Annotated in this window: 8 protein-coding genes; 4 read left to right on the plus strand and 4 right to left on the minus strand. The window is 69.9% G+C overall.

The window, feature by feature from the left end; genetic code table 11:
• The first annotated feature begins 40 nt into the window (after window positions 1-40).
• From BKN51_RS14680 to BKN51_RS14695, 4 genes are all read left to right on the plus strand, one after another.
• Window positions 41-5,731: a CHAT domain-containing protein gene (locus BKN51_RS14680; protein ID WP_101608185.1), complete on the plus strand. Its 5,691-nt coding sequence runs from the start codon at window positions 41-43 to the stop codon at window positions 5,729-5,731.
• A 428-nt stretch (window positions 5,732-6,159) separates the two neighbouring features.
• Entirely contained in the window at window positions 6,160-6,675 is a 516-nt protein-coding gene (locus tag BKN51_RS14685; RefSeq protein ID WP_101608186.1) for a SigE family RNA polymerase sigma factor, read from the plus strand.
• On the plus strand, window positions 6,675-7,820 hold the full coding sequence (locus BKN51_RS14690) for a hypothetical protein (protein WP_101608187.1): 1,146 nt from the start codon (window positions 6,675-6,677) through the stop codon (window positions 7,818-7,820). The genes BKN51_RS14685 and BKN51_RS14690 overlap by 1 nt, the downstream gene beginning before the upstream one ends.
• Window positions 7,821-7,916: 96 nt before the next feature.
• Complete coding sequence (locus BKN51_RS14695; protein WP_101608188.1) at window positions 7,917-8,498, plus strand: AAA family ATPase; 582 nt, start codon at window positions 7,917-7,919, stop codon at window positions 8,496-8,498.
• Here the strand turns inward: BKN51_RS14695 and BKN51_RS14700 are convergent.
• From BKN51_RS14700 to BKN51_RS14715, 4 genes are all read right to left on the minus strand, one after another.
• Entirely contained in the window at window positions 8,472-9,107 is a 636-nt protein-coding gene (locus tag BKN51_RS14700; protein ID WP_101608189.1) for a TetR family transcriptional regulator, read from the minus strand. The genes BKN51_RS14695 and BKN51_RS14700 overlap by 27 nt on opposite strands.
• A 69-nt stretch (window positions 9,108-9,176) precedes the next feature.
• On the minus strand, window positions 9,177-10,385 hold the full coding sequence (locus BKN51_RS14705) for an NAD(P)/FAD-dependent oxidoreductase (RefSeq protein ID WP_101608190.1): 1,209 nt from the start codon (window positions 10,383-10,385) through the stop codon (window positions 9,177-9,179).
• 2 nt (window positions 10,386-10,387) lie between these two features.
• Window positions 10,388-10,582 carry a ferredoxin gene (locus BKN51_RS14710; RefSeq protein WP_101608191.1) on the minus strand — a complete coding sequence of 65 codons (195 nt, stop codon included), beginning with the start codon at window positions 10,580-10,582 and terminating at the stop codon, window positions 10,388-10,390.
• Complete coding sequence (locus tag BKN51_RS14715; protein WP_101608192.1) at window positions 10,579-11,979, minus strand: fatty acid desaturase; 1,401 nt, start codon at window positions 11,977-11,979, stop codon at window positions 10,579-10,581. The genes BKN51_RS14710 and BKN51_RS14715 overlap by 4 nt, the downstream gene beginning before the upstream one ends.
• Window positions 11,980-12,033 lie beyond the last annotated feature (54 nt).

The following is a 12,033-nucleotide window of genomic DNA, read 5'->3' on the forward strand; positions in this document are numbered from 1 at the left end:
CTGAATCGTCTACCGCACCGTAGTGGGTGGCGAAGGAGGAGTGGACATCTCGCTCTTGGAACGCATTCGCCGTTGTCTGGAAACAGGCGAGGCCGACGAGGTCACCACACCCGCTGCCGTGGCGGACGCCGCTCGCCTGGTCCTGCCTGCCATCGGTACCGGCCTGCCTCCCGAGCTGCTTCGAGAACTCGGAATGCTGCACTGGCTGCGGCATTGTGCCCTGTCGCCGGGCAGCATCGGGCCTGATATCCAGACCTGTACGGAACTGTTCGCCCCGCTCGCCGAATCCTTTCCTGGCGTAGTGCCACCGCCGGTGCTCAGTTGGCTTCAGGAGAACCATTATCCGGGACTCCCGCCCGCGGAGCTCGGACCTTTCTACGCGTCGGTGATCACCGACGTCGCTTTGGCGGCCGCGGATCCCGTCCTGACCGACCTGGGGGTGGCCGCCTGTCGAGCCGCCGTCGACGTCGGCAGCGAGGTCGACCGTCCGGCGCACCGGTTCAACCTGATGGTGCTGTTGAACCAGCGCTTCGAATGGACGACCGCCGAGGCGGATCTGGACGACGCCGTCGCGGCGGGCCGCGCGGCACTCGAGTCGGCCGGGCACCCGATAGTCCCGGCGGTCCGGTTTCCTCTCGGGGTCGCACTGCTCACCCGGTTCGGCATCCGCGGGCAGGAACGGGACCTCGCCGACAGCACGGTGCTCCTGCGCGAAGTGGTGTCGTCCCTGCCGCCCGGTGACCCGAATCGCGTCGCCTACTTGTCGCAGTTCGCCTTGGCCTTGGAGACCCAGTGCAATACCGGCGGTCCGCTCGCCGTGGTCGAGGAGTACGTCGAGGTGACCAGGGAAGTCCTCGCGAACTGCGCTTCGGAAGACCCGGCATTCGGTGAAGCGCTCCTGTTGCGAGGCAGCGCCCTTCGGGTCAGGTTCGTCCGTACGGGCGAACCCACCGACATCGCCGAAAGTGTCCGATACCTGCGGGAGGCGCTGAGGAGCCTCCCCGAGGGCAGCGAGTCGCACGTCACCGCGAAGCTCAACCTCGCGAGCTCGCTCCAGACCCGGTTCGCGTATGCCTCGGCCTTCACCACGCCTGATGGTCCCGACGAAGCCGACCTGGCCGAAGCCATCGCACTGGCCAGGGAGGCCGACGCGGCCATCGGAGAAGGCCACCCGCTGAGGTGGACGGTCGAGGCCACGCTGGCGACCGTGCTGCGACACGGCAACACGGACCCTGCCGAGGCGATAAGCGCGGCGAGGGCGACCTTGGCGGGACTGCCCGCGGACAGTCCGCTTCGCGGGACCGCGCTGCTGTCCCTCGGTGAGTCACTTCGCCGCCAGTACCGGGCAACCGGTGGCCAGGAGGTCCTCCGGGAAGCCGTGGACGTCCTTCGTGAGGCGAAGACGGCCGGCGCGGGCGGTCCACACGGCCGGGCGCCGATGCTCACGGCCCTTTCGATGGCGCTGTACGAGGCGATCAAGCTGGCGGGCGCCAATGGCGCGATCGATGACAGTGAGCTCGACGAAGCCATCGAGACGACGAGAGCGGGCGCGCAGGGCATCCCCGGTGACACGGTGATCCATGGCCAGCAGCTCTGGCAGCTGGCGGAACTGCTGCGGTGGCGCTTCTTGCGCACAGGCCAGGCGGCGGACCTCGACGAACGGATCGAGACGCTGCGGGCGACGGTGCCGCTGGCTCCCGACGGCTCCGCGTTGACGCAGTGTTCGTCCGCCCTCTCGAACGCACTCAGCTTCCGGTACAGCCGGAATTCGGACCCGGCCGACCTCGACGAGTCCGTCGCCGTGTTGCACCGGGTCGTCGAAGCCCTGCCCGCCGACGGCCCCGAACTGCCCGACCTGCGGGCCGACACCGCGTGGGCACACCTGCAACGTTTCGAAGCCAGGGGCGAACCGGCCGACAGGGAGACGGCGACCCGGCTGATCCGCTCAGCGCTCGCCGCCACCGGCGCGGACGACTCGAGCCGGTATCGGATGCTCGGCATTCTGGCCGCGATCCTGACCTCGACGGCCACCTCGGAGCGCGACCCCGAGAAGCTGACCGAAGCCATCGAAACCTGCTACGCGGCAACGCCACCCGGCGAGGTCCCGACGGTGACGGTCACTCTCACCCTGGGCAACGCGCTTATGTCCCGCTACGAGAACACCGGTGCCATAGCGGACCTGGAGGCGGCCGCAACGACACTGCGGGCCGCGTTGGCGCAGGCCACCGGAATGAACCGGACCATGTTCGTGAACAACCTCATCCAAGTGCTTCGCATCCGCTTTTACCGCCATGGCGACCAAAGCGCACTGACCGAGGCGATCGACAGCGGTAAGGCGGCCCTTCGGACCAGCCCCGACGCGCTGCTGCTGGCGGGAAATGTCGCGGCCGCACAGACCGACCGGTACGAGTGGGCCCGCGACCCCGCCGATCTCACCGAGGCCGTCGACGCGCTGCGGTCGGTGCTCGGCCGGGCCGGCGCGGACAATCCAGACCTGCCGACGCTCCGGTTCTATCTCGGCTTCGCCCTGCGGGCCCGCTTCCAGGCCATGGCCTCCACCGCGGATCTGGACGAGGCGATCGCAGTGCTGCGGCCCGGTCTCGCTTCGTCCCGATCGCGCGACCAGACGGCCCAATTCAGCCTGATGCTGGGAGGCGCGCTGTCGCTTCACGGGCAGTGGTCGAACGACCCGGTCGCGCTCGCCGAGGCGAGTGAACTGCTGGAAGTCGCGAGTGACGGGCTACCGGTGGCGAGCCCAGGCCGGATCACGGCCGGGATCCTCTTGGCGGGCACGCTCCGTCTGCGTTTTCTCAACTCCGGAGAAGAGCCTCTGCTCACCGAAGCGATCGAAATCGGCAGAGCGGTCCTCGCCCACACCCAGGACGAGGAGGCCAACCGGGCTCACACGCTGATCATGCTGGGCACCCTGCTGGCCCTGCGGTTCGAGCGGACCGGCGACCTCGAGGTGCTGGCCGAGGCGATCGAGGTGCTGCGCCGCGGGGTGACCGCCGCGGGCACGAACAACGCGATAGCGGCGAACGCCTTGTCCGAACTGGCGTCCGCACTGCGTGGCCGGCACAGCATCCTGGCGGAGCGCGCCGATCTGGACGAGGCCATCGCGGCCGCCGAGCGCGCCGCGACCCTGCCGGGCACGACACCGGCCGAACGGGGCGTCCATGTCACCGCGCTGGCCCTTGGCCTGCTGACCAGATCGCTGGCCACGGGCGATCTCGACGACCTCGACGCCGCCATCGACTTGGGCCGCGAGGCCGCACACTCCCCCAACTGGTACGTCGCCTCGGCGGTCAACCTGATGACGCTGGGGCTGGCACTGTGGTCCCGGTTCGATCGGACCGGGACGGTTTCCGACCTCAACGCCGCCGTCGACGCGTTGTTCGAGGCGGCAGAGAGCGCCCACCCCGGGCACACGCTGCGGCCCATCATGCTGACCAACCTGTCCAACGCACTACGCACGCGGGCGGGTCTGCTCGGCTCGGCCGCCGACCTCGACGCCGCCGTGGACGCCGGGCGATCGGCCGTCGCCGCCGCGCCGCCGGATCACCCGGCGGTGTCGATATGCCTGATGAACCTCGGGACCGCGCTGCACATCCGGTACCTGGAAGGGCGCGACACCGCGGACCTCGACGCCGCGGTCGCCGCCCTGAACGAGGCGGTGGACCGCAGCACACCCCAGAGCTCGAACCGGAGAGAGATCCTGATGAACCTGGCGGGGCTGCTGCGCACCCGCCGTGACCGGCGCCCGGGCCGGGACGCCCTGGACCGGGCCGTCGCACTCGTCCGGGAAGCGATCGCGATCACCGACGTGACGCATTCGATGTACCCGCTGTGCGTCCTCAACCTTTCGACCGCCCTGCACACCAGGTACGACCGCGGTGGTGACGACGCCGACGCGGCCGAGTCGATCGAGCTGGCCGGACGGGCGATCGACAGCATGACCGCCGGTGACCCTCGGGTCGCGGTGGCCTGGGTGACGCTGGGAAGGCTGCACGAACGCAGGCGTGTCGAAGGCGGGGGCGGCCTCGACGCCGCGGTCGCCGCCTACCGGACCGCGGTCGAAGCTCCCGCCACGGCACCGGCGTATCGGGCTGCCGCGGCCAGATTGTGGGCCGAATTGGCCGTCCGGCAGCGCGACTGGGCCTCCGCTACGGAGGCATTCGGCGTCGCTGTCGCGCTGATACCCCAGGTGGCCTGGCACGGCGTCGAACGCGACGCGCGCGAGCGCAGGCTGACGGTGTGGGAGGGCCTGGCGAGGATGGCCGCCGCCGCGGCGCTGGAGGCCGGTGACCCCGGCCGCGCCGTGGAACTGCTCGAGCAGGGCCGCTCTGTGTTGTGGTCACAGGCGTTGCAGACCAGGGACGACCTGTCGATGCTGCGGGAACGTGACCTCGCGTTGCACGATCGGCTGCGCGCCGTGGCGGCGAAGCTGGCGGCCACGACCGTGCCCGACATCCCGGAGGCCGCCGCCACGACCGATCCGTGGAGCGACCCGAGCCAGCGCATGCGGTCCGACCGGATCAAGCTGGCCGAGGACTGGGACCGGTTGCTCGCCGAAGCACGCGCCTTGCCAGGACTGGAGTACCTACTGCGGATCCCGCCGCTGGCCACCCTGCGCGAGGGTCTGCCCGACGGTCCCGTCGTCCTGCTCAACGTCGACGAAGCCCGATGTGACGCCTTGATCGTGCACCGGGACCGCGACGTCGAGCACGTTCCGCTGCCCGCTCTGTCGTTCGGGGAGAGCGGGCGACGGGCAGAGGGGTATCTGCGGGCGTTGAAGCTGCTGGAGAATCCAGGCGGGCCAGGCGACTTCGCCACCACCGGCGCCAGGCAAACGGTGCACGCGACCCTGGAATGGTTGTGGGACACCGTCGCCGATCCGGTGCTGACCCGGTTGGGCTACACCGGCCACGACGAACCGTTGCCACGACTGTGGTGGTGCCCCACCGGATCGCTGACCCTGCTCCCGCTGCACGCCGCCGGTTACCACGACCCGGCCGACACCCCCACCGGACGCACGGTGATCGACCGTGCGGTGTCGTCCTACACGCCGACACTGCGCGCGCTGGCGAAGGCGAACAGCGCCGTCGCTGTCGAGCCCGCCGACCGACGTGTCCTCGTGGTCAGCATGCCGGAGACCCCACCAGTTCCAGGCTCCCCGGACCTGTGCCCGCTGCCCTGCGCCCGCGAGGAAGCCGAATTCCTTTCTCGCGTGATCCCCCTCGGTCGCACGTCACGTATCGCCGGCACCGCCACTCACGCCGCGATCACCGCCGACCTGCGCACCCACGCCCTCGCACATTTCGCCTGCCATGGCGGGCAAAACCTGCAACAGCCATCAACGGGCAGTCTCTACCTGTGGGACAAACCACTGACCGTGCTCGAGGTCGCGGAACTGGATCTCGAGCACGCCGAACTCGCCTACCTGTCGGCCTGCAGCACGGCGATCGGTGGCACGACCCTGCCCGACGAGGCCATCCACCTCGCCGCGGCACTCCAGCTCGCGGGTTACCGGCAGGTGATCGCCACCCTGTGGACCATCACGGACCGGACCGCGGTCGAGGTCGCCAAGATGATGTACACCGGGCTGCTCGGGCCTTCGGGCTTGCGTCTCGACGGCACCGCCCACCTGCTCCACCGCACCGTGCGTGCCTTGCGCGACTCGGCTCCCCGCGACCCGGCCATCTGGGCCTCATACGTCCACTTCGGACCGTGAACCACGGGGCGCATGACTCGACCCTCGCACCGAGAGTCAGCCAGTGCTCGCGGCGACTGGCGTGTCAGTCTGGCTGCCTCCACGCCGATCAAGGTCCGAGGGATTCGCCTACCGCTTGGGCGGTCGCGTGTTAGTCGAGAGCTGTTCCTCGGTTGGGGCACCATGAGCTCGTGCGAGAGCCGCCACCGTGCTGGCCACCCTTATTCAGTCTCAAATCCGTGGCATTTCCTCGCAAAAGCAAAGGCGAGGTCAGGCGGCGTGCCGGCCGTGTGGCACCGGACCGAGATCGGCCACGGCTGACCTGAACGCGCGCCTCCCGGTGCCGTGCGGGGTTGACGTGAGGCAGGTAGGGCCGACGCGATCCGCCGTGCAACCTTCTGGCCGCCCGGCGCATTAGGGGGTGGGAGCCGCCGAGGACAGGAGAGACCGTGCGCGAGCAAGACCGTGACTACGTCGACTACGCGACGACACGGCTGCCTTGGCTGCGTCAGACGGCCTACCTGCTGACCCAGGACTGGCACCGGGCCGACGACGTGGTGCAGACGGCGTTCACGCAGCTGTACCGGCACTGGAAACGAGCCTCGCAGGTGGAGAACCTGGACGGCTACACGCGCACGATCCTGGTGCGCTCGTTCCTGGGCGAGCGACGCCGGTGGGGGTCGAGGGTCCGGCTGATGGCCGAGCCGCCGGACCACGCCGGAGGGGAGCCGGACCACGCCGGTCGCGTAGCGGTGCGGACCGCGCTGGCCACCGTGCCGCCGCGGCAACGGGCCACTCTCGTGCTGCGTTTCTACTGCGATCTGAGCGTGGAGCAGGCCGCCGACGTTCTGGGCTGTTCCCCGGGAACCGTCAAAAGTCAAACCGCACGTGGCCTGGACGCGCTGCGGCGCGTGCTGGCCGACACCCCGTCACCGGTCTCGCCGGCCGCGAAGAGGAGCAGTTGATGGACGAGCAGGATGTGCGCACCCTCTTGGACGATCTTGCCCAGGCCCCCGCTCCCCCGTCCCGAGTCGACGTCGTGGGCGCGGTGACCACGGCCCGGCGCGGGCGGAGGGTCCGCACGGCGACCTCGGTCGCGGCGTCGGTCCTCGTCGCCGGGCTGGCCACCACCCTGACGTACGCCGTCATCGACCGTTCGCCGCCGCCCACCGGTTCTTCCGCCCCGCCGCCCGCGGCCGCCCCTGCCCCCAGTGCGCCTGCTCGGTTCGACCCGCTGGTGCGCTACGCCTCGTTCGGCTGGCTGCCCGAGCAGGACACGCTGGACTGGCGCACCACGTCGATCAATGGTGAGCGGCTGACGTTGAAGGCGTCGAGGTTCGTTCCGGACCCGGCCAACGGTCCGGGTGCGACCCTCCCCGCGACGCACGTCGAGGTGCGCCTCTACGCCGCCGGCGTCGCCCCCTTGACCGAACGGCCGATCGAGACACAGCTTCCCGGCGAGGGCACACGGACGGTGCCCTACGGGCCGGTGACCGGCGCCCCGGCCGTCAACGGCGCCCCGGCGTACTGGGTAGGGGTGCCCGGTGACTCCGGGACACTCATCCTGAAGTGGCGCTACGCCGCCGACGGCTGGGCCGAGTTGTCCGTCTCCCGGCTCAAGGGCGACCCGCGCGAGACCGCCCGCCGCATCGCCGAGGCACTACGCACCGACGGTGCCGAACGACTGCGCTTCCCGTTCAAGTTCACTGGCCTGTCCCCTGAGATCCGGCCGACGGCGAGCGAGATCGAGGAAGGTGGCCTCGCCGGCGCATGGCGCGCCACCCTCGACCTGAACCTCCGCCCCGACGGGCACGGACCGGCCCTGAGCGTGTCCGTCCACCCCGGCACCGACGGCCTCGTGCCCAACACCACCGTCGACGGCCACCCCGCCCGCCGCGACACCTTCGACGGAGACCACCTCGGGACGCCGCAGTACTCAGACCGGCTGTCCGTCTCCGACGTCGACGGCCTCCAGGCCGACCTGTTCATCGACGCCATGTCGGCCGCCGATGCCACCCCGCTGGGACCGGACGGCGTGCTCGGCGTCTACCGCGGCCTTGCCGTCCACGCGGACCGTGCAGGCTGGACCAGCCAACCTCTCGTGCGCTGAACCATCGGCTCCAGCCGAGCGCCGACGAGGGCGGACCGAGAGTGTGGCCGGCCCTGCTCCCTCGGTGCCCGTTACGGGCCCGCTACCGTGACTCGGGTGGAGTTCGTCGTGATCTTCGGACCGCCCGCCGTCGGCAAGATGACCGTCGGCGAGAAGCTGTGCGAACTCACCGGGTTCAAGCTGTTCCACAACCACATGGCCGTCGAGCCGGTGCTCGGGATCTTCCCCTTCGGCTCGCCGCCGTTCGGCAGGCTCGTCAACGAGTTCCGTCGCCGCGTCATCGAGGAGGCGGCCGACGCGGGTCTGGCCGGCCTCGTGTACACGAACGTCTGGGGTCTGGACCTGCCCGAGGACGCCGAGCTCATCGGCTCGTACGTCGACATCGTCCGGTCACGCGGCGGGCGGACGCGGTTCGTCGAGCTGTACGCGGATCTCGACGAGCGGCTCAGGCGCAATTCCACCGAGCTCCGCCTCGATCGCAAGCCCAGCAAGCGTGATCTCGAGTTCTCGCACGCCAACCTTCTCGAACTCGACCGCGACTATGTCATGAACACCGGCGAAACCCGCCGGGTCCACGCCCAGGGCTTGATCGAGCAGCACGATCACCTGCGTATCGACAACACTCACTTGAGCCCGGCCGAGGTCGCGGCCCTAATCCTGCGAGAGATGCCGCAGTGACCGGGTCGTGCTCGTGCCGAGGACCCGCGAGGCCATCCATGCCAGCGCGTCGGCCGTGCGCGCGGGAGTGTCCGACGGCTGCATGATGTGGCTCAGCACCGTCCGGACCACGACGTCGATCGCGACGTCGAGCTGTTCGGCGTCCAGCGGCGGGCCGTAGTCGCGCACGCGGCCGCGCAGCATGATCGTCGCTTCGCCCAGCAGGCTGCCTGCTCGGACGGTCAGCAGCGGCAGCAACTCGGTGTCGGCGCCGTGCGTGGCCGAGACGATGGCACGCAGCAGGAGGTTGTCGTCGGCGAGTTCGAGGACGCCTCGGACGGCGTCGTGGATCGCCTCGACGAGGTCGTCGGGATGCCGCTCGAAGGCGTCTCGCACGACCGAAAGGAACCGCGCGAGCTCGTGCGAGATCATCGCTTCGGCCAGCTGGGTCTTCGAGCCGAGTTCGTTGTAGACGGTCTGACGGCTGACGCCGACGATCTCCGCGAGTTTGCTCATCGTCACCGAGGCCCAGCCGGAACGCACGGTCAGCTCGATCGCCGACGCGACGATCGGCTGCCGGTACGGGCCACCCGTGGCCGCGGCTGAGGGTGCCTCGCTCATGATCGTCATTCTAAGCTGTGCCTTTCGAAGCGCGCTTGTCCTCACCCCAGTCGCCGACCTCACTTCGATTGACACCTTCTAAGCCGCCGTTCCAGCGGCGAACGCCAGCGCCTCGGCCCACGGCGTCCGCCCGGCGACGTGGCGGCGGTACTTCATGATCTCGTGCGGCCGGTCGACGGTCAGCGCGCCGACGATCCGGTCCCCGCGCCGGTACAGCGCGGTGAACCCGCCGGAAGCCGGGACGGCGGTCACCACTTCGTCCGCGCGCGGGGTGCCGACGAACTGGATCCGGTGGTCGTACCAGTCCGACCAGAAGTACGGCACCGGCGCCAGCGCACGCGCCGACTCAGGCGAGAGCGCGTGACGGGCGGCCGCGGCTCCCTGTTCCGCGGCGTTCGTCCAGTGTTCGAGCCGCATCAAGTCGCCGTCGAACAGCGGGTTCTCGGCGTGCGCGACGTCCCCTGCGGCGTACACGCCGGGCACGCCGGTCGCGAGCGTGGCATCGCACACCACACCACCGTCGAGCTCGTGCAGCGGGACCCCGCTCCCGGCCAGCCAGCCGGTGGCCGGGACGACGCCGATGCCGGCGACCACCAGGTCCGCGGGCAGCACCTCGCCGGTCGCGAGCCGGACGCCGGTCACCGCGCCGTTGTCGGTTTCCAGGCCGGTGACCTTCGTGGACAGCCGCAGCTCCGTGCCCGCCTCCCGGTGCAGCGAGGCGCACATCGCACCGGCTTCGGCCCCGACGGATCGGGTGAGCGGGACGTCGAGCGCCTCGACGATCGTCGACGGCAGCCCCCGTTTCCGGGCCGCGGCGGCGACTTCCGAGCCGATGAAACCCGCCCCGATCACGACCGTGCGGGCCCCGCGGTCGAGCGCGGCCCGGACGGCGAGGGCGTCCTCGGCGGTCCTCAGGGTGTGGACCCCGGCGATTTCCTCGCTCCCGGGCAGCCGCCGCGCGGTGGCGCCGGTCGCGATCACCAGCGCTTCATAGGGCACGGTCCAGCCGTCCACCGCCACTTCGCGCGCGGTGGTGTCGAGACCGTCCGCGGCCGCGCCGAGCACCAGTTCGACGCCGAGTTCGTCGCGCAGGGCGGACACGCTGTGGAACGGATCGATCCGCCCGGGGCCTTCCGCGTCGAGGAATGCCTTCGACAGCGGAAGCCGGTCGTACGGCGGGTGATCTTCCGCGCCGATCAGTACGATCCGCCCGCGGTACCCGTCCCGGCGCGCCGCCTCCACCGCGCGCAGTCCGGCCAGCGAGGCTCCCACGACGACCAGTGTCATGGTCAGTCCCGCAGTTTCAAGGCCAGCACCGGGCAAGCGTCGACGGCGGCCGTCAGATCCTGCCGGTGTTCCTCGCCGGGCCGCTCGTCGAGCACCATGACCGTGCCGTCGTCACCGACCTCGAAGAAGTCGGGCGCCATCGCCTCGCACATGCCCAGCCCGTCGCATTTCGCGCGGTCCGCCTCGATCTTCATCATGCTCCGACCCTTCCCGGTGCCACGAAATCGACCTTCTCCCGGACCCCGCAGTCCGGGCAGCACCACGAATCCGGGATCGCCGACCACGGGGTTCCGGCGGGGAAACCCTCACGCGGGTCGCCGAGTTTCTCGTCGTAGACGTAGCCACAGCCCGGGCACATCCCGCCTTCGGTCGCGTCGCCGTGTGTGTCGGTGACGACCAGGGACGGCGCGGTGACGCGGGTTCCGTAGCGCGCCAGGATCTTGCCCCGCTTCGACGGCTGGATGTTGGCGCGCGAGATGTCGCCGTCGAAATGCGCGAGCACCCGCGGATCCATCACGCGGCGCCAGACCGGCGGGAACAGCGCCAGCACGATCATCCCCGCGTAGCCCGTCGGCAGGACGGGCGATTCCGCGAAATCGCGCAAGGTCTGGTAGCGGCGGGTCGGGTTGGCGTGGTGATCGCTGTGCCGCTGCAGGTGGTAGAGCAGGACGTTGGTGGCGATGTTGTTGGAATTCCAGCTGTGGCTGGGATCCACCCGTTCGTAGCGCCGGCGGTTCGGCGGGCCGACCTTCTGCCGCCGCATCCCGTAGTGCTCCATGTAGTTCACGACTTCCAGCAGCGAGAACCCGATGACCGCCTGGATCACCAGGTACGGCAGGATTCCCGGTCCCAGCCACACGGTCAGCGCCGCCCACAGCACCGCCGACATCAGCCAGGCGTTGAGCACGTCGTTGCCGATCCGGAACGGATGCCGGTCACGCCGGGCGTACCGCTTGCGCTCCAGGCCCCACGCGGATTTCAGCGAGCCGAACACCGTGCGCGGCCAGAACCGGTAGAAGCTCTCCCCCACCCGGCTGCTGGCCGGGTCCTCCGGGGTCGCCACCCGGACGTGGTGGCCGCGGTTGTGCTCGATGTAGAAGTGACCGTAAAAGCTCTGTGCCAGCGCGATCTTCGACAGCCAGCGCTCGTGACTTTCTTTCTTGTGCCCGAGTTCGTGCGCGGTGTTGATGCCGATACCGCCGATGCAGCCGATCGAGATCGCCAGGCCGATCTTGTCCACAACGGACAGATCGCCGCGGGAGATCAGCCAGAACGCGGCCACGAAACCCGCGTACTGGATGGGCAGGAACGCGAAGGTGATCCAGCGGTAGTAGCGGTCCTTCTCCAGCCGTTCGATGACGTCGTCCGGCGGGTTGTCGCGGTCCAGCCCGGCGATCAGGTCGATCAGCGGCACGACCACCAGGATCACGATCGGCCCGATCCAGAACCACACGCCCCATCCGGTGGCCGCGTACAGCCCGATGGCGAGGAACGCGAGCGAGGGGACCACCAGGCCGATCAGCCACAGGTATCGCTTGCGGTCGGTCCACCGCTCGGTCGAGCCCTCCGGGATCGTGCCCGTCAACTCGCTCATCGCACCCTCCTCCGTTGGCTGGGTTTACAAAACTGTAGGTGATGTACACCCGGT

The sequence above is a fragment of the Amycolatopsis sp. BJA-103 genome (genome assembly GCF_002849735.1).
GTDB lineage: Bacteria > Actinomycetota > Actinomycetes > Mycobacteriales > Pseudonocardiaceae > Amycolatopsis.

What these genes read in the sequence shown, in the direction of transcription:
- BKN51_RS14700 (WP_101608189.1), bottom strand. Translation starts at nt 9,107, where the DNA reads ATGACGATCATGAGCGAGGCACCCTCAGCCGCGGCCACGGGTGGCCCG.
- BKN51_RS14710 (WP_101608191.1), bottom strand. Translation starts at nt 10,582, where the DNA reads ATGATGAAGATCGAGGCGGACCGCGCGAAATGCGACGGGCTGGGCATG.
- BKN51_RS14715 (WP_101608192.1), bottom strand. Translation starts at nt 11,979, where the DNA reads ATGAGCGAGTTGACGGGCACGATCCCGGAGGGCTCGACCGAGCGGTGG.
- BKN51_RS14690 (WP_101608187.1), top strand. Translation starts at nt 6,675, where the DNA reads ATGGACGAGCAGGATGTGCGCACCCTCTTGGACGATCTTGCCCAGGCC.
- BKN51_RS14705 (WP_101608190.1), bottom strand. Translation starts at nt 10,385, where the DNA reads ATGACACTGGTCGTCGTGGGAGCCTCGCTGGCCGGACTGCGCGCGGTG.